This is a genomic window from Psychroserpens sp., from assembly GCF_034670085.1.
Lineage (GTDB): Bacteria > Bacteroidota > Bacteroidia > Flavobacteriales > Flavobacteriaceae > Psychroserpens.
In genome coordinates this window covers 60,428-79,510 of the sequence record NZ_JAXMOD010000002.1, presented here as the reverse complement: position 1 = coordinate 79,510, position 19,083 = coordinate 60,428, and the positions used below count along the sequence as shown (strand labels likewise).

Genomic DNA, 19,083 nt, shown 5'->3' with positions numbered 1-19,083 from the left:
TTCTCAATATTTAACACCAAAAATTTACATCAAATAGTTTTTTATGATTGAGCTTATTACATATTTTAATCTGATTTCTATCCAAAACAAACTAGAAGATTTTGTAAAGTATCAAGACATATTTATTTATTTCTTCATTCCTGGATTCATTATGTATAGGGTGATTACTTCTATGATTCCTATAAAAACTTACGAAATATCTAAATCCATCATCGAAATTATAACCTATGGAGCTTTTAATTACTTATTGTTCTTGGTGGTGAATAATTATTGGTCAATTAAAGGGGCTTTTTGGTGGGAAGTTGCTTTTTTTGGGTTTATCCCAATTTTTATTTCATTGATATTCGGAATAATTCTAAAAAGCAGCATATTTAGAAAAAATATTTATGATATTGGAGCTACTCCCTGGGATTCATTTTTTCTTGATGAAAAAGACCATTATATTATTATTGTAATGAAGAGTGGAAAGATGATAGGAGGATATTTCGGTCCTAATTCGTATGCCTCTTGGTACCCCAAAGAAAAAGAACTCTTTTTGGAACAAGAATGGGAGGTTGATGAAAGTTTAGAAAAATTAATTAATAAAGTTCCAAATACTGATGGTATTTGGATAAACTTTAGTGAAGTACAATCAATGAAATTATATAAAAATTAATTATGGCAAAAAACACCAGCCCAGACGATAAAGTATTTGGTTCGCCAAATTTTAGAGCTCGTAAAAAACATGTAAATAAAAATAAACCTCCAAATCAAGGAAAATTGAATCAACAGAATGAATTAAATGATAAATCTAAGGGGACAGAAAATAGTAACTCTAAAGATTTGACAAGTGATAAAAATAGTAGAACAGAAGAGCAAAAAGTAAATAAAGGAACATCGGACGAATCAATAGAGGACAGCCAATCTAAAAAAGATGATTCGGATGCCAAATGATTTCTCTAAAGAAAATAATAGACCATACGCCGTAGTAGATTATAACGATGATAATTTATTAGAAGTTCTACATTTTGGTTCATTTTCAAAAAATGATATTAGTCGTTCTTATATATACAAATATCTTTGTAATTTTTTAAAATATAAAAACCGTTTTGGACATAAGGTAAAGTCTATTGTTGTTGAAAAAAAGTATCTAAGCGAATCTTATTTAAAAGATTACAAGCATTATTATGCAGAGTCCTTTAATGAGTATTCAAAATTCACGAGGCGTTTACATTTTTTTACTGAGAAAATACCTAATGATGATTATTTTCAAAATATTATTATTAATAATTCTGATGAAAGTGAAGAATTGAGAGCGAGTTTAATTTATAATTACATTGGTTACATTGTAGTTAAACCTATTTCTAGTGCAATATTGGGAGCTACTTTTTTAGAACCATACCCTGCTTTAGCTGGTATCAGAAGTTATAGTAGTATTAGAAAATATCCGATTAACCTTTTTGGTCATAAGGTTAAAAGAGAAGCCTGTGTTTTCCAGGAGCAGGATCAAGTTGTCAGCGCATGTGCAACCGCATCATTATGGAGTGCTTTATTCATTACTAATAAAATTTTTAATAACCCTATATTCTCACCATCTCAGATTACAAAATCGGCAGGACTTTCTAGTACTGGAAATAGATCTTTTCCAAGTAAAGGTTTGCAAAATAGGCAAATAGCTTTAGCACTTAAAAAGGCAGGGTTAGTCACTGAGTTGCGTTACATAACAACGGGTGCTACAATAGTGGAAAATCAAAACCTCAAAAGAATTATTTATGCCTATAACAAAATTGGAATTCCAATTTTACTAGGTTATGAATTTGAAACTTTAACAAATGAAAATTCGTTATGCCAAGATGTTGTGAATCAAGATATTGGTAATTTAGATTTGGATAAAAATAATAATGAAGACAAAACGATTAAACAAGATCATTTAGTTACAGTTATTGGATATAAAGTCAATATTAATGAATCGGTTTCAGTTGAAAAACAACTTTCAGAAAATAGAGACTTTATTGAACCACATAACGATGGACTAAAGTTGTGTGCGGATAAAATTTACAAATTATATTCTCATAATGACCAAATTGGTCCTTATGTAAGAATAAAAATAAAATCAAACACAACTAATGAAATTGTTGCATGGGAAATTGGTAATGAATCACAAGACGGAAATGTAACCTGTCTCATAATTCCATTAATTAAGATTATTAGAGTAAAATATGAGGATGTTATTTCAAGTGTTAGGGAAATATCTTTTGTAGTAGATCCTACTATAGAGGATATGGTAGATTCTGAAATTTTAGACAATAATAAATTTGAATGGGACGTTTACTTGTATAAGTCCAATCAGTACAAAAAAGATATCCTTAATGATCAGACTATTAGATCGAAAAAGATTAAATCAAAAGTAGCCTTTACATCATACCCAAAATATATATGGTTAGCCAGATGTTTTAGAAAAGATGGGAAAGGAAAAATTCAACGACTTTTTGATATTATTTATGATTCATCAGATGCCCCTAAAGGTTTCTGCTGTTTTCAGTCAAATTTTTTCCATCAAAAATTTGCTACAAGGTATCTAATTGCTTTGGATATAAGCTTCAATAAAAGTAGTAAAATACAAATAGAAAAGGGAGGATTCCAAATCTTAAATGAAAACCATAAAGCTTTTTTTAAGGCAGCACATAAAAATAAAGAATTAGAATTTCTAAAAAAGTTAAGACAAAATTAATAAGTTATCTTGACAAAGTTTAACAAGAAAGTAGTACATTTGAAGCTACTTATTCAATTTAAGTAAAAAATGAAAAGGTCAAAAACAGAAAATGCAGCGCAATTAAGAAAAGCTCTTGAAAAGAAGATTACTGTAAAATCTCTAAAAGAAAACGGCATGAAATCTAGAAAAGAAATTATGGGTTTTAGAAGGGGTTATAAAATCACACAAGAAGCTTTAAACCATAGTTATGACGCTAGAATAGGTAACAAATTATAATTCATACTGGTATCCTATTCTGATTTTATCGCAACCATAGTGTTGCGATTTTTATTTTACTAAATAACAATCTTACATTTCTTGAAACATTGAGTAACCATTTAATTCCTGATATTAGTGTCTTTTACTAGATTATTTTATATATTTAAAGTTCTCCCTATATAGTGTACATAGCTAGCGAATAATGTTTTTAGCTTTTCCTTTAGTTTCAATTTTTATAATAACTAACTACTAAAACGTATGCTTTTAATTCAATACCGCAAAAGAGAATGGTACGAAGACTACTTACATGCTTTGGAACAAGTACCGTGGATATTTATACTTATCGGAATAGTCATATTATTCATAGTTCTTAGACGTACTAAAAAAGAATTCCATTCGCATTGGAATACGCTCATTCCAAATTTCACTTATCTTTCAAAAGATTTTTATGCTCAATTTAAAAAAGAGCTTCTCTCTCATGGAATTGAAGGAGTGACAACATCATTTGTGAGTCTCAAGGAAGGTGGTATTACATCTTCTAAGCGATTGTATTTACGAATTTTATGGAAAAACTATCAATATGATGTGTGTTGTGCTCCTTTCGGTGATGGACTATTTTTAAGTTCTTGGCTTATGTACCGTACAAGTGTTTGGCAAATAATTATCAGTCATATTCCTTTTATCGGTGGCTGGCTTATTCGTAAGTTTTACAAAATCACTTATTACAAGGTTGATACCGCCAGTATGTTTATGACCTATTGTCACCAAACAGTACTAAAAATCACTGATGAGATTACCAAAGAATCGGGTATTCGTATTAGTGACGCTGATAGGAAACCAATCCTTAAAGACATCTTTAAACGATGAGCAAGCTCACCGAGAAAGCAACCATAAATTTCTATACATGGGAGTCACGAGGAAGAGGATATTATCATTTTGAAAACCCCGTAGAAATTGAACCGCCATATATTCCTTTTGTTCACATAGACACAAGTTATATTGAACATATAGATGATGGTAAGGTTACTTTCTTAGGTGGATTAAAGAACCTCATAAACCCTCCACAAGACAAACCTAATCAGATTCTTGATGTTCCTGAAATACTTCCATACACCGTAGATTCTGAACCTAAACTTGAATGTATTGAGATTAAATTTCCTCAAGGGACTGAAATATCCTTGGCATTAATGCAAGAATTATTTAATCTTTTAAGTTTTTCAGAGAGTTCTTTTTCTTTTGAAATATTATCGCAAAACGATGCCATTTCAATTCAATTTACCTGCTCTCAAAATGATTATTCACGATTAACATCGCACCTTAAAGCTTTTTTTCCATACATAATACTGAAACCTAAGGAGGCTCTAAATATCAATTTTGATATGGATGTTCCTGTAGCCATTGCTGATTTTGGATTAGACAATGAGTTCATGTTACCTATTGCTCAAACTGATTCCTTAAAGATAGATCCTTTAACCTCAATCATTGCTACCCTAGGAACATTAGATAAGGACGAGACAGCTATTTTTCAAGTCATTTTCAAAGGAGTTACTGCTCCATGGTCAAAAGACATGATGTACTCTGTGAGTGACGGATATGGAGGGAGTTTTTTTGAAGCTCATCCTGAATTTATTACGGCAACCACAGAAAAAATAAGTAATTCTCTTTTTTCTGCCGTTGTACGAATTGCAGTTCAAGGAAAACAGGAAGAACATAGTAGGTATCTTGCTAGTGAGCTATCAAAAAGTATCAGTAGTATTTCTTGTTCAACATACAATATGCTTATCCCTTTATCTAATGAAGGATATGAATATGATGACCATTTACGCAATGTCTTTTTTCGTAGAAGTAATCGATTAGGTTTTATTCTTAATGTCAAAGAACTTACTCACTTTGTTCATTACCCAAACAAGACCGTCGTAAACAAAAAGCTTGGTGTTGGAGAGGATAAAACTAAGAAGCATAATAATCCTGAAAATAACGGAATCTATCTCGGGGAGAATATTCATTTAGGAGAAACATATCCCGTGAACCTCGATACCGAAATACGCTTATCACATAATCATATAATTGGTGCAACTGGGGTTGGAAAATCAACACTGATTGCGAATATGATGTTAGCTGATATTAAACAAGGTCGTGGGTGTGCAATTTTTGACCCTCACGGCGACATATGTGAAGATATTTTAAAGCGGATACCATTGGACAGAAAAGAAGATGTTATTATTATTGACCCTTCTGACAGTGAATTTCCTGTTGGTTTTAATCTTCTTGAAGCAAATACCGAAGCTGAAAAAATAGTACTAAGTTCTGACTTAGTATCAGCCTTTAAAAGGCACGCAACGGCATGGGGAGATAATATGACGGCTGTACTTCAAAACGTGGTAAACACTATTTTAGAGAGCACAAGAGGTGGCACTCTTATTGAATTAAAACGCTTTCTTATTGAAGAAAACTTCAGAAAGGAATATTTAACGTCAGTTGATGACCCCTCACTTCATTACTACTGGCAAAACGAATACCCCTTGGTCCGAAAAGGTATTACTCCTTTGTTAACGAGAATAGATACTTTTTTAAGACCTAAGCTCGTTCGATATATGCTTGTCCAAAAACAAGGAGTAGATATTGCAAAATGCCTCAGCGAAAATAAAATTGTATTGCTGAAGCTTTCACAAGGTCTAATTGGGGAACAAAATAGTTACTTGTTGGGGTCGTTATTCCTGGCGAAATTTAACCAAGCAGCACTTTCAAGGCAGTCACAAAGCAAAGATGAACGCTCTCCATATATGCTGTATTTAGATGAATTTCAAAATTTTATAACACCAAGCATTGAGAGGATTTTAAGTGGTGCTCGAAAGTATGGTCTAGGAATAACCATAGCACACCAAGAACTAGGGCAAATTCAAGAATCTTCACTTCTAAATTCAGTACTTTCTAATCCAAAAACTCGTATTTGTTTTAGGTTAGGCGATAGTGATGCTAAACGTTTAGAATCAGGTTTTTCATATTTTGAACAGTTGGATTTGCAAAATTTAGAGAGAGGACAGGCAATTATGCGGGTAGGTTCAAGTAGTAATGACTTTAATATCACTACTAGTTTATTAGAGGAAGTCACAACAGATTATTCTCAAGATTTTATTTCACATGTACGTAAGGAATATGCCATGCCACGATTGAAAGTTGAGCAATTACTTGTTTCTCTACTCCCAAACATTTCTAAACAAAAAATAAATATCTCAAAACAAGAAGTTGATGTTGTTCATGAAGAAGCAATATCAATTCCTGAACCATCAAAAAACATAGCAAATGAAGATAAAAATTTAATTCCAAGTACACATCTTCAAGAACAAAAAGAGTCGTATTTACAAGAAGTAGAAAAAGAAGAGTTAGAAAGAACACACCGAAGTATCCAAAATTATGTCCTCACTTTAGGTCAACAAAGAGGTTTTATTACCGAACTTGAAACACAAACCAGTGCTGGCGGTAGGATTGATGTATCACTTAAAAAAGATGATATACACATTGCAGTAGAAGTTTCTGTTACTAATACCATAGAATATGAAACACAAAATATTCAAAAATGTATTAAAGAAAACTATCTTCTTGTATATATGATATCAGAGTCAAAAGTGCATTTAAAAAATATCAAAAGGCGCACTGAAGAGGTGCTATCAGATGATGACTATAAAAAAGTAAAATTTGGTTCTCCATCTCAATTCCTGTCCTTCCTTAATACATTTACAAAAAAGCCCAAAGTAAAAAACAAGAAAGTTTGTGGTTATAGAGTTAAAACCAATCATGTGGATGTGAATGATATCGAAGCTCAATCAAAAAACTCTAAGATTCAAGACATTATTTTGAAATCAGGATCTAAGAATAAAAACAACTAATTACTAAGATGTAATTTGGGTGTTTTAAATTTGTAAGCTTGAGATAAAAAATCTTGAGAGCTCAATAGGAATTTATATAAATTATTTTTATTTAAATGGTAAAAAACTAATACTTAAATAGATTTAACCAAAACTCTTTAATAAAATATTTGCTTGTAAATACTGCTTACCTGTTTTATGATTTTTCTTTTTTTCAAATTGTAAATTTACTACCTCACCAAACTTCGTCATTTGCTCTAATTGATGGATAAGTTGATTAATGTTATTGAAATCTCCTTCAAGAATAAACTCATATGTTTTTATAATTAAATCTTCTTTAAAAATTATATGTGGTTTTAAAAAACTAACCACTTTTATATTATTTGTTGTGGCAAATACATTAATAGTTTTTAAAAGATTATTCTCTACTGATGAACCATCTAATTGGTATTTATTTAATATAGAATCATAGTATACTTCTTTCTTTTTAAGTAATGAAAGTTTTTGTGGTGCGTTTTTAAATAAAACCTGCTGTTTTTTTAAGACATCATACTCTTGCTTTTGAATAATAGTTTTAGAAATTGCTAATTGATAGCAAATAAATAATGTAAAAACAAAGCCTGCAACTAGCAATATGTTTTTATTTTTTTTAATCATTACTTAGAGTTATTTTGATTTCAAAATCAGGGAGGTGATTTGATGATAATCCGTAACTTATAATATCCACTTTCTTTACCCAATCAATTTGTTCTAACCTGGCAATCCAAGTTGAAAATAATTCGCTATCACTCGATCTTCCAGATACCATTATTGCTTTGGTGTCTAAAACTATTGGTTTATCTGGCTTTACTCGTTTAAGTAAGGGCTGATAGTCATACTCGGAAAGTAATATAGTTTCAGGTAAACTATTCATAATTGTATTTACATAAAACGAACTTTTAGAACCATTACTTCTTAATAAATCATCTGCTAATTTCTGTTTTTTTGAAACTGACTCATCAAGAATTAATATTTTTTGTTTAGTAGATTTATTAACTGCCGTGATCTGTTGCAAATGATTAACCTCATTGAAATAGTGATTAAAAAGCAAAAAATTAACTAGTAGCATCCCAAGAATAAAAAGTCCTGTAAATTTTAAATACTGACTAAAGAAACGTGTTTGTTTAAATTCATTTAGTAAAACACTATGCTTTATTTCAAAATTTGTGGTTGTGGCATTATTTTTTAGAATTGATTGTATTGAAGCTGAAAATGAAAGAATTTCAGTATTTGAAACTCTTAAACCATTTATTTCGTAATACTTATTTTCTACAATAGTTTTATTTATAGTTATTATTTGACCTTCTTTCAACTTTATAAGCGCATTTGATGTAAATACATTTTGTTCTTTGATAAATGATTTTATTGTTGAGAATATATTATTGCCTAATGAAATACTGGTAATAAAGGTATTATGCTCCAAATACTTTTGAATAAGAGTATTTACATAATCTTTTCTACAAATGGATATGAAATGATTGTTGTTTTCTGATAATACTTCAAAATAGAAGTCCTCTATATTGATATTCGGAAATGACTTATATACTAATTTCTGAGCTTCATTTTGATTACTTTGGAGTGACTTAGATATTACTTTCTCATTATTAATTATTAAATGTGCATGTTGATTTTTTTTAAATTTCTCTGATACATCTTTGATAGATTGTAATTCAAAATTAAATTCTTGATTTAATTCCTTTTTAGATTGCTTGATGACTGAAACAAAAATAAATTCACCTTCGCCACTTGAAGTATGTTCTATACCACAAAAATGATTTCCATATAGAAGATATGTGCTAAATCTATTTAACATTAATATATGATTGTAGGTTTTATAAGTACTGTGAGTTTTGCTTTTTTAGCTTCTCGTTTACGCTTGCTAAACAGCCATTTGATAATTGGAATCCTTGCTAAAAATGGAACTCCAGATCCTGAATTGTTTTTCATTTGCTCTTCTAAACCACCTAAAACAACTATGTCTTGATCTTTTACTCTTATAATTGAGCTAAATTCTCTTGAACTAATATCAGGTGGCGCATCTTCAGTAATACGAGCTCCAAAACTTGATTGGACTACAAATATGTCTAAAGTAACTTGACCATCTCCAGATACGAGTGGTTTTATGGTAAGTCCTAATTCTGCATCAATTGGCACATAATTTATTGCTGTTTGCGTAACAGGGTTGTCTGAACCTATTACTGCTTGCTGAGTAACTGCATAATAAGATGTTTGTCCGTTAGAAAATGTCGCACGATGACCATTTAAAGTGGATAATTTCGGAGTAGAACGCACTTTTAAATTACCATTACTTTCCATAGCTTTTATAGTAGCAAAGAAATTAGGAACCACTTTACCAAGATTAAACGATCCAAATCCATCAAAACCACCTATTACTTTGTTTATAGTATTTGCTCCTAGAGTCAGATCCGTTTCTGGAAATATCGCACCATTTGTTGTTACAGGTTCATTACCAATTCCCCAACTTACTCCAGTTTCAACGACTGAGGTATTATTTACCTCAATAAGCATTACTTCAATTAATATCACAGGAACAGGTTTATCTATACGCCCAATAAAATCTCTAAAGCGCTCTACATTTCCACTAGGGCCATTAACATAAAAACTATTGAGTTCATAATCAACTTTGATGTCTAAATCTTGTTTTATTTCATCGGGAAGAATATTAATCAAAGCCTCAACCTTAGAGTTGAAATTGTTGAAATTTTGATTATTGTTGGTATTGATAGGTTCTCGATTTCTGTTTGGTGAAAAAGAATTTGATTGATTGTTAAATCCGTTTAAATTATTTCCACTATTGAAATTACGTCCTGCGCTTCTACTGCTTGTTAGACCTCCTGTTGGGTCAGACAATAACTCAACCGAACGATGTTGCATTTGTACAATAGCTACCTTACGGACACTTAATTGTTTTTCAGAACCAAAAAAATAGATATTACCTTCTTTTTTAAATGTAAATCGTTCAACACTTTTAATATTAGTTGTATTTGAATTCATATTTGTATTTTGAGAGATTGTAGAAAGGGCTTGAGACTCAAATATGTTTATAAGTAAATCATCAAAACTAATGCTCTTAGCTTTGAATGTTACAGTTCCAGCATTTTCTAGTGGTGTTGCCGTGAAGACATCGATATTTAATTCATTTCCTATGTCATTAATCACATCACTTATTGGAGTATTAATTAAATCTACTTCTAAAAGTTGCTCTTGAGGGTCTTTAATTGCGAAGATAAAATCGGAACTACGGCTTCTTGCTATACTCTGTTTTATTTGAGGAGTGGAATTATTATCATAGCTTTGAATATTGTCTTCAAATACGAAAAAGCCATCTTTAGATTCTTCGACATAGAGATTGTTTGCGAATGCTAATTTATCCATCGCTACCTCAAAAGGTGTTTGCTGAATATAAGCTGTCAGCACCTTGCTTTCAAGACCTGGCGAGAACACCAAGTTCTTTCCAGTTTCATCCATGATTCGTTTAAAGACATCATAAAGTTTATCGCCTTTTAGATCTATGGAGATTTTATTATCAGATGGACTATAGTTTATAGGAACTATTCGGGTTTCTGGCACTGTAATTTCTTTTCGATATGGTTTGATGGAGAGAATATTACCCGTAAAATCTATGGTTAGTTTATATTCCTTACATAAAAAAATAAGCAAATCACTAACAGTTACATTTGAAAAGTTGTTAGCAATGTTTATAATATTTAGCTCTGATGAGACATTAATATTTATCTTATGAAGATCTGAAATCGCTAATAAAAAATTTGATAACGTAATATTATTAACACTAATTTCAGTTTTTACAGTTTCAGTTAGACCAGCATTATCAGATGACAAAATTGTAAGTTGATTTCTTAAATTTTCAATACGTTGTATTTCGTCATTATCCTGTGCTTGTCCATTAAAAAACAAAAAGCTAATTAGGATTAGTAAACATGTTTTTTTTATCATCATTTGATTCTTAAATCTTTTTATAAATATCCTTTATACTTTTAGTCTGATAAAAGCGCATACACTTCCTGAATAGAAGTTGCTCCTTCATTTATAAGTTGAACAGCATTGCTTTTTAAAGTTTCAACACCATTTTCAAACAAATAATCATCAATTTGTAAATCATTATTTCTAATATTTTCTACCAAAGTTTTAGAAATTGGAATAATCTCGTAAATCGCTTTTCTACCACTATAACCAGTATGATGACAATTATTGCAGCCAATAGCTTTAAAATGCTTTTTGAGATGCTTGGGAATTTCAAAAGTTAAAGGCAATATATCTTTTGAAATAGATTGTTCTTGTTTGCAGTGATTACAAAGCTTTCTAACTAGACGTTGAGCAACACTAACATTAAGTGTACTTGCTATAAGAAATGATGGTATTCCCATATCTATGAGTCGTGAAATTGTAGACCAAGCAGAATTCGTATGAATTGTTGATAGAACTAAATGCCCAGTCATTGCAGCTCGAATAGCCATATTAGCTGTTTCTGCATCACGTATTTCACCAACCATTATAATGTCTGGATCTTGACGCAGGAAAGTTCTGAGTGTACTAGAAAAATCTAACCCGATATTCTCCTTTAATTGTACTTGATTCACTCCTTCAAGCGTATATTCTATTGGATCTTCTATGGTGAGTATATTGGTTTCGTCGCTATTTAATAATTTCAAAGTTGCGTATAGCGTAGTAGTCTTTCCAGATCCTGTAGGCCCAGAAATAAGAATGATGCCATTAGGTTTTTTTATTGTTTCAGTGTAGGTTAGAAATTCTTTCTTTGTAAACCCCAATGATTCTAACTCAATATGATTAGCATCCTTACTTAAAATACGGAGTACCATTTTCTCGCCATGAAGCGTAGGCAGGGAAGACACACGAATATCAAACTCATCAGAAGCTGTTTTGATTGAAATACGTCCATCTTGAGGTAAACGCTTTTCTGATATATCTAAACCAGCTCTTATTTTTAGTTTATTGATTATTGTTGGGTAATCACTTAAAGCAACTACAAAATATTCTTTTAGTTTCCCGTCTAAACGAAAACGAACTCGACATTTATGCTCATAAGGTTCAAAATGAATGTCACTGCTTCCAATATCTTTTGCTGTAAATAATAATTTTTCCAAAAAATCATTGCTGTACTGCAAATCTTCAGTTTGTTTCCTAGTTTGTTTTCTAAAATTTGTGCTTAAATATTGTTCTATATTCTCTGAGGATTCTTGCATTAGCCTGACGTCCTTATTCAAAACAATTTGAAGCTCTTGCTTTAAATCTTTTGATACCTGATCAGATATAAATGTAATTACTCCATTTTCTAATTCGATTGGAATAATTCTATAATGATAAGCTTGCTCAGCATTAATAAGCTGAAATAATGAAGTATCTATATCATAGGTGGTTTTGTTCATATTCAGATGCGATATAAAGAATCAACCACTCCTGACCAAAACGCCAAATATGTTATTGAATAAAAGATACTCATATAACCTGCTAGCGGAACAGTTTTGTTTTTGAAATTATTTTTTAGAAGTAAATGTGTTATATACGAAAAGATAATTGCTGAGATAAAGGTTACAATAAATGACACTGAAGAAAACGTAAAAATCAAAAAGAAAAACATTAGAATATCTCCCACCCCAATAACATCTCTAAAACTTTTTTTGAGAACAAAAAAAGAATGTAAAACGATAACCAGATAAAAAAAACAAACTATTATAAGATTGATTAAGACTGAAGCTAAAAATAATTCAGAAAGTGTTTGGGTATAAAACAAAACTCCAACAATTAATCCCAATAATGGAAATAAAAACCAATATACAAGACGTTCCTTAATATCCTGGTAGGCTATGAAAACTAAAGTGATAATGAGTAAGAGCTTTGTAATGATCATACTTTTTAATCTTTAGTAATTTGTTTAGGTGTGCCATTTTCATTGATTTCCCAAACGTTAAAAATGCCATCTCCATCAAAATCTGTGATAGCAGTTGCTCTAACAATAAAGTTAGAATTGCCGGCTTCAAGGATGTCATAGACATAATTACTTGTTCCATCCTGTTTAACGGTTTTGGGAGCTTCAAAATCTAGTTCTACTAAATCATTAGAATATTTTGAATACATAAACCGATGAGTCGTCTGCAAATTGTAAATGTATTTCAATTGGGTTTGGGCTTCAATTGCCTTTGCCTTACTAATAAGTGGCATTAGATTGGGTAGTGCTAATAACAGAAGTATACCTATAATCAGTAGTACCGTAAGCACCTCTTGGAGGTTATATGCTTTTAATTTTTTTATGTTTTTCATACTAAAATCAAAGTAACAAAGTTTTAAAATCAATAACTTTTCATTGTCCTTACAAAAAGTAAGGGGCGTCCTTACAAAAAGTAAGGATAGTCCTTACTTTTTTAAATAAACCCTTTTTCTTTAGCAGCAGTTATAAGTGCAGAATCTTCACTTATATCAATGTTAAAGAGTTCTTTTAAGTACCTTTTTCTCTTTTCAACAGCGCCAACTGACATGTGCAGCATATCGCTTAATTCTTTTATCGTGGTGCCTTTTTCTATTTCATACAATAGTATTTTCTCTGTTTTGCTTAATCTGATTTCACTAGAGAGTTTTTTTCTGATGAGTTGTAAAATGGAAGAACTGTAAAATGGAATATTTTGCAAGATGCTAATCAGTGATTTTGAACACATATCTAAATTTACATCTCCTTTATATAAAAGCGCGTCAGGGCTTAAAAATTCAAGAAGTCTACTCATTACAAATGAATCCCTATAACCAGTAATTACAATAATCTTAGTATTTGAGAATTTTTTTTTAATAAAAATTCCTAAATCTTCTCCTGATTTAAATTTTTGGTCTTTAGAATTAGGTAAGCTGATATCTAAAAAAACCACATCATAAGAGAATTCATTTAAAAATAATAATGCAGAATCACAACAAACAGCCGTATCTATATGAAAAATATAGCCTTCATTATTATCAGCGAAGTTTAAAATAGATTTACGATAGGCTTCTGTGATCATTGGATGATCATCAATCATCAATATTCGTGAATTAGTCATTTATGTTTAGTTAGGGTTTACTTCATTGGCAATGTTATTTAAATTATTAGGGATTATAAGGTTTTATTAAATCGTTATATAGTCGAATATATTTTATTTTTTATTCAAATTAAAAGGGTCGCCCTTATAATAAGTAAGGATGACCCTTACAAAAAATAAGGACTAGCCTTACTTATTATAAGGACTTATTGTTTTTTCGTCTGCAAAGCTTGGATATATTTGAGGTTAAGCCTTTTGACTTTTGTTAAATATTACTCACGTTATTACGATTTAAAAATGAATTCTAATCTATATCGAAAAATTACAATAGTCTCATTCTTTGGGTTTGTATCATTTCTTAATGTCAGTTGTAAAACAATTTCCATAGAGAGCAAACAACATTTTGAAACTTCTAAAAATATCACTTTAGGTAGTATTGGTAGTGATGAGAATTTCATTATAGAAAAGACTTATACAAGTATTGGAATCCCTAAATATTTTAAACCTATTAAAATAAATATAACACCTATAAGTTTTAATAGTGGCACATATTCCGCATTTAGTAAATCTAGTTTATCTCAAAGTGAGCAAATAAAAATCAATTATCACGATTCTATTCAACACAAACCTCATTTTTTGAGTATTAATATCTCAGATAGAATAACACTAATACATCTATTAAATCATAAAGAAAATATTGGAGTTAAAGATTTTTTATTACATGATAATAATTCGCATATAGTAACAAGTCTATCGATAGTATTTAACAAAGAGAAAACGGAAGCTCTTAAACAGGCTGAGGAAGTGTTTCTAGAACAATCAGGCATTAATAATATTGCTCTTAAATTATATAACGAGTCTAAATTAGTAAGCACAATCAATTTTAGGGAAGGTGTTGTTTTTTCTTATAGAACTGCCTCCGTTTGTTGGAAGGAAAACAGTAAGTATCAACTGGAAATTGTAGATCTTGTTGAAGGTGATAATGGATGTCCGAATCAAACCTATAAATCTTCAAAACGAGCAAAAAAAGACATTAATTATTATAAGTTTTAATATGAAGAAAATGATTGTTTTAATGCTAATATTTGGTCTAACACTTAATTGTGATGATATTATCGAAATAGAAGATATAACGAATAAGCAAGTAGAAATATTAGCACCAAGTGACAATTCAGTTTTAGTTCCAAGCAATATTACATTTTCATGGACGGCTCTTGAACAAGTAGATAGTTATCACCTGCAAATTGCAACTCCTAATTTTGAAAATGCTACTCAAATAATCATAGACACATTGGTTGTAGCCACCAATCTATCAAATGAATTATCATTAGGTGATTATCAGTGGCGAGTAAGAGCTCAGAACTCTCAATATCAAACACAATATACTACTCAAAACTTTTCCATTGAAGAGTAAAACCAAAACATACCTGCTTTTAATTGGTGTACTCCTTATATGGGGAATTATAGCTTATAAGATCATTATTGGAATTAATCCAGATGAGCCTGTATTAATACAACAGAATTCAAATGTTGCATTTAACCCAATCGCAAGCCAAGAAATTGATACCTTTTCAATCCAAAATGTAAATAGAGATCCTTTTCTCGGAACACTTTCTAGTAGAAAAAAACACAATAACCAAATTACCAAAAGTGTTCACAAAAATTCTACTGAAAATCAGTTAGAAATTATTTATAAAGGCTTAATTCAAAAGCAGAACACTTCAGATCAGGTATTTGTGATACATATTGAAAACACAGAGCATTTACTTAAAACTGGACAGACCATAGATAAGATAAAATTGGTTTCTGGTAATCAAAAGTCTATTAAGATCTTTTATAACAATACATATCAAACTATAGAACGACAATAATGTATCGATTAAAACTTAAAGCTGGAGCATTACAACTCACGTTATGTATTGTTGTGGTTATTGCTTTTCTGCTCATGGCTTTTATGTTATTTATTCATACCCATAATCGTTTTAGCACTCAAAATGATTTTATAATTGAAGGGATTAAAAACTCAAACAAAGGTATTGATTATGCGCTTTTAAATGATCTGAAACTAAACGATACTATAAGAATTGAACTAAAAAATGATGAATTCAAATCGCTAAAAGTAAATAGGGAGTTTTGGGGGCTATATGAAAGAGTCACTTCTGTTTCAAAAATTAAAAATAATGTTATTAAAAAAACAGGAATTATTGGAGGAGTACAAAAAGAAACTAATAGAATAGCGCTTTACCTCCAAGATAATAATCAACCACTAGTTGTTGTTGGTGACACTGAGATAAAAGGTTTGTCTTATTTGCCTAAAAAAGGTGTGAAATCAGGAAGTGTTTCTGGACATAATTACTATGGAAACCAGCTTATTTATGGCGATATCAAAACATCAAGCTACTTACCTAGTCTGCATTCTAATGTAACAAATCAAATCAGAAATCTAAGTAGTCAATATTTAAGTGGAAACCTTGAACAGTTCTTGGATATCTTAAGTGGAAATACGTATCAGAACTCTTTTTTTGAACCTGTTCAATTTGTGTTTTCTAATAATGAGATTAAACTATCTTCAATACATCTTATTGGAAATATAATTATTCAATCAAAAACTAAAATAATTATTCAGAATTCATCTGCATTAAAGGATGTAATACTAATAGCACCAGAGATTGAAATCCAAGATGGTACATCTGGTCATTTTCAAGCTTTTGCCTCTCAAAATATAGTGGTAGGAACCGATGTAATATTAGATTATCCGACTACTTTAGTTTTAAACGAAAAGGATTCTCCAATTCATCAGACAAACGATTCTGGTATAAAGAAATCTAAAGTGTTACTCAAGTCTGGAAGTAGAATTAAGGGCTCTATAATTTACCTAGGTGAGCCAAGATCTAATAACTACGAATCTCAAATTGAAATAGAACAAAACGCAACTGTTTTTGGTGAAGTGTATTGCAATCAAAATATTGATTTAAAAGGAACTGTTATAGGAAGCGTTTATACTAACAATTTTATATCCAAACAATCAGGTTCTATATTTCAAAATCACATCTATAATGGAACCATTAGTATTAATGAGCTACCAAAAGAATTTGTTGGAATACAATTGTTGAATTCTAAAAAAGGAATTGCAAAATGGTTATACTAAAAAAAATAAGAGGATCAACCTTAATGGAGACTTTAGTAGCTACAGTTCTTATTGTAATTATATTTCTAATATCTAGTATGATCTTAAATAATGTGTTTTCGAACTCTATTAAAAGTAATACTCAATTAATAGAAAGTCATTTAAATGAACTGCAATATTTATACGTAAATGAAAAACTTAATACCCCTTATTATGAAACACATGGAGTTTGGGAAATTACTGTTGTTAGGTTTCTAGATGGGAATGATTATATGATTGAAATTGAAGCCGTAAACCAAACGTCGAGTAAATCTATTAGCCAAACTAATTATGAAATTAAATAAAAAAATAAAGGCATATACATTAAGCGAAATGATTATTGTTTTAATTCTTACTAGTATAGTTGTTGGATTGGCATTTTCAGTTCTAGGACTAGTACAAAAGCATATGACTGCAATTCAAAGTAATTATGGTAGAAATTTAGAATTAAATCGCCTTGAATCCATACTATGGATGGACTTTAATAGATACCCGAACATTACTTACAATAGCATTCAAAATGAATTAAAGTTCGCTTCTGAAATAGATTCAATACGCTATAAGTTTACTGATAAGCACATTATAAGAAAGCAAGATACATTTGATTTGTTTTTTCAAAACAAACAGTTCTATTTTAATGGAGAGCTGATTCAAGAGCAGAATATTGATGCCATTAAATTAGAAGCTTCTGAAAAGTTTCAATATCAATCCTTATTCATTTTTAAATCCAATGACGCTAATACCTTTATGAATTAATGGGTTTTAAATTGGACAACATATCAAAAACTGAAACGACTAAACCTAAGTCTACAGAGAGCGTTTCTTTTTTAAAAAAAGAAATACATTTGTTTGGGAGCCCGTTTTCAAATAAAATCAAAGAAGATTTTTATACGGAATTGAGTGTTTTATTAAAAGCTGGAATAAATCTTAAAGATGGTTTAGAACTTATTCAAAATGCATTTAAAAAGAAATTTCACAAAGAGAAAATTCAAAAGCTTTCTGAGGGTATTATTTCTGGAAGTTCATTATCTGAAATTCTTAAAACAGAAAAGGAGTTTAGCGATTATGAATATTACTCTATTAAAATAGGTGAAGAAACAGGAACTCTTCCCAAGGTTACTGAGCAATTAGGAGTGTTCTTCGGAAAGAAGAATGAGCAGCGAAGACAACTGATGAGTGCATTAACCTATCCTATTATCATATTAAGTACTGCTGTTATAGTTGTTGTCTTTATGTTGCAATTTGTAGTGCCTATGTTTCAAGATATTTTCAGACAGCAAAATGTTGAGTTGCCAGGAATCACAAAATTTATAATATCTGTTTCAGAGTTTACAAAAACCTACGGATTAATAATTTTGATTAGTTGCTTGGGATTATTCTTATCCCGTTCATTATTTAATAAAAAAGAGTTTTATAAAAAAACTAAGGACAAGCTTACTTTAAAAATACCAATTCTAGGAAAATTTATAAAAATACTTTATCTGTCACAGTTTACTCAAGCTGTATCATTACTTACGTCATCAAAAGTTCCTGTAGTTCATAGTATACAACTTGTAAAACAAATGATAGATTTTTATCCGTTGAAGAAGGCTCTTATTGAAGTTGAAAAATCCATTATTAATGGAAAATCTTTAAGTGAGAGTTTAAAATCTCATACTCTTTTTGATGATAAAATGATTGCACTTGTAAAAGTCGCAGAAGAAACTAATCAAAATGAATTCATATTTGAACGGCTTAATATGCAATATACCTCTCAGGTTGAGCAGCGTTCTAAATTGCTCTCTACGTTATTGGAGCCTTTTATTATTATGATTGTTGGCATTTTAGTAGGTGTTATTCTTGTTGCTATGTACTTACCTATGTTTAGACTCAGTAGTGTACTAGGATAAACTTTAATTAATGTTTAACCAAATTTCTCTTATTACCAATGCAATTGAGACCTTTTAAAATAAGGGTTTCATCAATAATCAAAACTGAAATAATAATAAAACATAAGGAGTG

At 30.3% G+C, this 19,083-nt stretch carries 19 protein-coding genes; 13 read left to right on the top strand and 6 right to left on the bottom strand.

What is annotated here, in order from left to right; genetic code table 11:
- Positions 1 to 43: 43 nt before the first annotated feature.
- From VOI25_RS04130 to VOI25_RS04105, 6 genes are all read left to right on the top strand, one after another.
- Positions 44 to 655 (top strand): DUF6338 family protein, encoded by a 612-nt coding sequence (locus VOI25_RS04130; RefSeq protein WP_323787711.1) that lies wholly within the window; start codon positions 44 to 46, stop codon positions 653 to 655.
- 2 nt (positions 656 to 657) lie between these two features.
- The gene (locus VOI25_RS04125; RefSeq protein ID WP_323787709.1) at positions 658 to 933 is read left to right on the top strand and encodes a hypothetical protein; all 276 of its coding nucleotides are present in this window, start codon (positions 658 to 660) and stop codon (positions 931 to 933) included.
- Positions 923 to 2,710, top strand: coding sequence for a hypothetical protein (locus VOI25_RS04120; protein WP_323787707.1), 1,788 nt, complete (start codon positions 923 to 925; stop codon positions 2,708 to 2,710). The genes VOI25_RS04125 and VOI25_RS04120 overlap by 11 nt, the downstream gene beginning before the upstream one ends.
- A 69-nt stretch (positions 2,711 to 2,779) precedes the next feature.
- Positions 2,780 to 2,968, top strand: coding sequence for a hypothetical protein (locus VOI25_RS04115; RefSeq protein WP_323787705.1), 189 nt, complete (start codon positions 2,780 to 2,782; stop codon positions 2,966 to 2,968).
- A 240-nt stretch (positions 2,969 to 3,208) separates the two neighbouring features.
- Positions 3,209 to 3,817, top strand: coding sequence for a hypothetical protein (locus VOI25_RS04110; RefSeq protein ID WP_323787704.1), 609 nt, complete (start codon positions 3,209 to 3,211; stop codon positions 3,815 to 3,817).
- Positions 3,814 to 6,837: a type IV secretory system conjugative DNA transfer family protein gene (locus tag VOI25_RS04105; RefSeq protein WP_323787702.1), complete on the top strand. Its 3,024-nt coding sequence runs from the start codon at positions 3,814 to 3,816 to the stop codon at positions 6,835 to 6,837. The genes VOI25_RS04110 and VOI25_RS04105 overlap by 4 nt, the downstream gene beginning before the upstream one ends.
- 123 nt (positions 6,838 to 6,960) lie before the next feature.
- On the opposite strand, the gene VOI25_RS04100 is transcribed toward VOI25_RS04105, so the two are convergent.
- From VOI25_RS04100 to VOI25_RS04075, 6 genes are all read right to left on the bottom strand, one after another.
- Positions 6,961 to 7,473 carry a hypothetical protein gene (locus VOI25_RS04100; RefSeq protein ID WP_323787700.1) on the bottom strand — a complete coding sequence of 171 codons (513 nt, stop codon included), beginning with the start codon at positions 7,471 to 7,473 and terminating at the stop codon, positions 6,961 to 6,963.
- Positions 7,466 to 8,668: a hypothetical protein gene (locus VOI25_RS04095; protein ID WP_323787698.1), complete on the bottom strand. Its 1,203-nt coding sequence runs from the start codon at positions 8,666 to 8,668 to the stop codon at positions 7,466 to 7,468. Before VOI25_RS04095 ends, VOI25_RS04100 begins: the two co-directional genes overlap by 8 nt.
- The gene (locus tag VOI25_RS04090) at positions 8,668 to 10,833 is read right to left on the bottom strand and encodes a hypothetical protein (RefSeq protein WP_323787697.1); all 2,166 of its coding nucleotides are present in this window, start codon (positions 10,831 to 10,833) and stop codon (positions 8,668 to 8,670) included. The genes VOI25_RS04095 and VOI25_RS04090 overlap by 1 nt, the downstream gene beginning before the upstream one ends.
- A gap of 38 nt (positions 10,834 to 10,871) precedes the next feature.
- Positions 10,872 to 12,281 (bottom strand): GspE/PulE family protein, encoded by a 1,410-nt coding sequence (locus VOI25_RS04085; RefSeq protein WP_323787696.1) that lies wholly within the window; start codon positions 12,279 to 12,281, stop codon positions 10,872 to 10,874.
- 487 nt (positions 12,282 to 12,768) lie between these two features.
- Positions 12,769 to 13,173 (bottom strand): hypothetical protein, encoded by a 405-nt coding sequence (locus VOI25_RS04080; RefSeq protein WP_323787695.1) that lies wholly within the window; start codon positions 13,171 to 13,173, stop codon positions 12,769 to 12,771.
- Between the two features lie 101 nt (positions 13,174 to 13,274).
- Entirely contained in the window at positions 13,275 to 13,937 is a 663-nt protein-coding gene (locus VOI25_RS04075) for a response regulator transcription factor (protein ID WP_323787694.1), read from the bottom strand.
- A gap of 276 nt (positions 13,938 to 14,213) precedes the next feature.
- Here VOI25_RS04075 and VOI25_RS04070 point away from each other — a divergent pair, with 276 nt between their 5' ends.
- The 7 genes from VOI25_RS04070 to VOI25_RS04040 are packed head-to-tail and all read left to right on the top strand — an operon-like array spanning position 14,214 to position 18,971.
- The gene (locus VOI25_RS04070) at positions 14,214 to 14,969 is read left to right on the top strand and encodes a hypothetical protein (RefSeq protein ID WP_323787693.1); all 756 of its coding nucleotides are present in this window, start codon (positions 14,214 to 14,216) and stop codon (positions 14,967 to 14,969) included.
- Position 14,970: 1 nt separating this feature from the next.
- Positions 14,971 to 15,330, top strand: a complete 360-nt coding sequence (locus tag VOI25_RS04065; protein WP_323787692.1) for a hypothetical protein — start codon at positions 14,971 to 14,973, stop codon at positions 15,328 to 15,330.
- A complete protein-coding gene (locus VOI25_RS04060) occupies positions 15,320 to 15,787 on the top strand; it encodes a hypothetical protein (protein ID WP_323787691.1) in 468 nt (155 codons plus the stop codon). The genes VOI25_RS04065 and VOI25_RS04060 overlap by 11 nt, the downstream gene beginning before the upstream one ends.
- Entirely contained in the window at positions 15,787 to 17,064 is a 1,278-nt protein-coding gene (locus VOI25_RS04055) for a hypothetical protein (RefSeq protein WP_323787690.1), read from the top strand. The genes VOI25_RS04060 and VOI25_RS04055 overlap by 1 nt, the downstream gene beginning before the upstream one ends.
- Complete coding sequence (locus VOI25_RS04050) at positions 17,052 to 17,387, top strand: hypothetical protein (protein WP_323787689.1); 336 nt, start codon at positions 17,052 to 17,054, stop codon at positions 17,385 to 17,387. Before VOI25_RS04055 ends, VOI25_RS04050 begins: the two co-directional genes overlap by 13 nt.
- A complete protein-coding gene (locus VOI25_RS04045; RefSeq protein ID WP_323787688.1) occupies positions 17,374 to 17,838 on the top strand; it encodes a PulJ/GspJ family protein in 465 nt (154 codons plus the stop codon). The genes VOI25_RS04050 and VOI25_RS04045 overlap by 14 nt, the downstream gene beginning before the upstream one ends.
- A gap of 11 nt (positions 17,839 to 17,849) precedes the next feature.
- On the top strand, positions 17,850 to 18,971 hold the full coding sequence (locus VOI25_RS04040; RefSeq protein ID WP_323787686.1) for a type II secretion system F family protein: 1,122 nt from the start codon (positions 17,850 to 17,852) through the stop codon (positions 18,969 to 18,971).
- The last annotated feature ends 112 nt before the right edge of the window (positions 18,972 to 19,083 follow it).

Coding starts and splice junctions, on each gene's coding strand:
- VOI25_RS04130 (WP_323787711.1), top strand. CDS start 44: ATGATTGAGCTTATTACATATTTTAATCTGATTTCTATCCAAAACAAA.
- VOI25_RS04125 (WP_323787709.1), top strand. CDS start 658: ATGGCAAAAAACACCAGCCCAGACGATAAAGTATTTGGTTCGCCAAAT.
- VOI25_RS04120 (WP_323787707.1), top strand. CDS start 923: ATGCCAAATGATTTCTCTAAAGAAAATAATAGACCATACGCCGTAGTA.
- VOI25_RS04115 (WP_323787705.1), top strand. CDS start 2,780: ATGAAAAGGTCAAAAACAGAAAATGCAGCGCAATTAAGAAAAGCTCTT.
- VOI25_RS04110 (WP_323787704.1), top strand. CDS start 3,209: ATGCTTTTAATTCAATACCGCAAAAGAGAATGGTACGAAGACTACTTA.
- VOI25_RS04105 (WP_323787702.1), top strand. CDS start 3,814: ATGAGCAAGCTCACCGAGAAAGCAACCATAAATTTCTATACATGGGAG.
- VOI25_RS04100 (WP_323787700.1), bottom strand. CDS start 7,473: ATGATTAAAAAAAATAAAAACATATTGCTAGTTGCAGGCTTTGTTTTT.
- VOI25_RS04095 (WP_323787698.1), bottom strand. CDS start 8,668: ATGTTAAATAGATTTAGCACATATCTTCTATATGGAAATCATTTTTGT.
- VOI25_RS04090 (WP_323787697.1), bottom strand. CDS start 10,833: ATGATGATAAAAAAAACATGTTTACTAATCCTAATTAGCTTTTTGTTT.
- VOI25_RS04085 (WP_323787696.1), bottom strand. CDS start 12,281: ATGAACAAAACCACCTATGATATAGATACTTCATTATTTCAGCTTATT.
- VOI25_RS04080 (WP_323787695.1), bottom strand. CDS start 13,173: ATGAAAAACATAAAAAAATTAAAAGCATATAACCTCCAAGAGGTGCTT.
- VOI25_RS04075 (WP_323787694.1), bottom strand. CDS start 13,937: ATGACTAATTCACGAATATTGATGATTGATGATCATCCAATGATCACA.
- VOI25_RS04070 (WP_323787693.1), top strand. CDS start 14,214: ATGAATTCTAATCTATATCGAAAAATTACAATAGTCTCATTCTTTGGG.
- VOI25_RS04065 (WP_323787692.1), top strand. CDS start 14,971: ATGAAGAAAATGATTGTTTTAATGCTAATATTTGGTCTAACACTTAAT.
- VOI25_RS04055 (WP_323787690.1), top strand. CDS start 15,787: ATGTATCGATTAAAACTTAAAGCTGGAGCATTACAACTCACGTTATGT.
- VOI25_RS04050 (WP_323787689.1), top strand. CDS start 17,052: ATGGTTATACTAAAAAAAATAAGAGGATCAACCTTAATGGAGACTTTA.
- VOI25_RS04045 (WP_323787688.1), top strand. CDS start 17,374: ATGAAATTAAATAAAAAAATAAAGGCATATACATTAAGCGAAATGATT.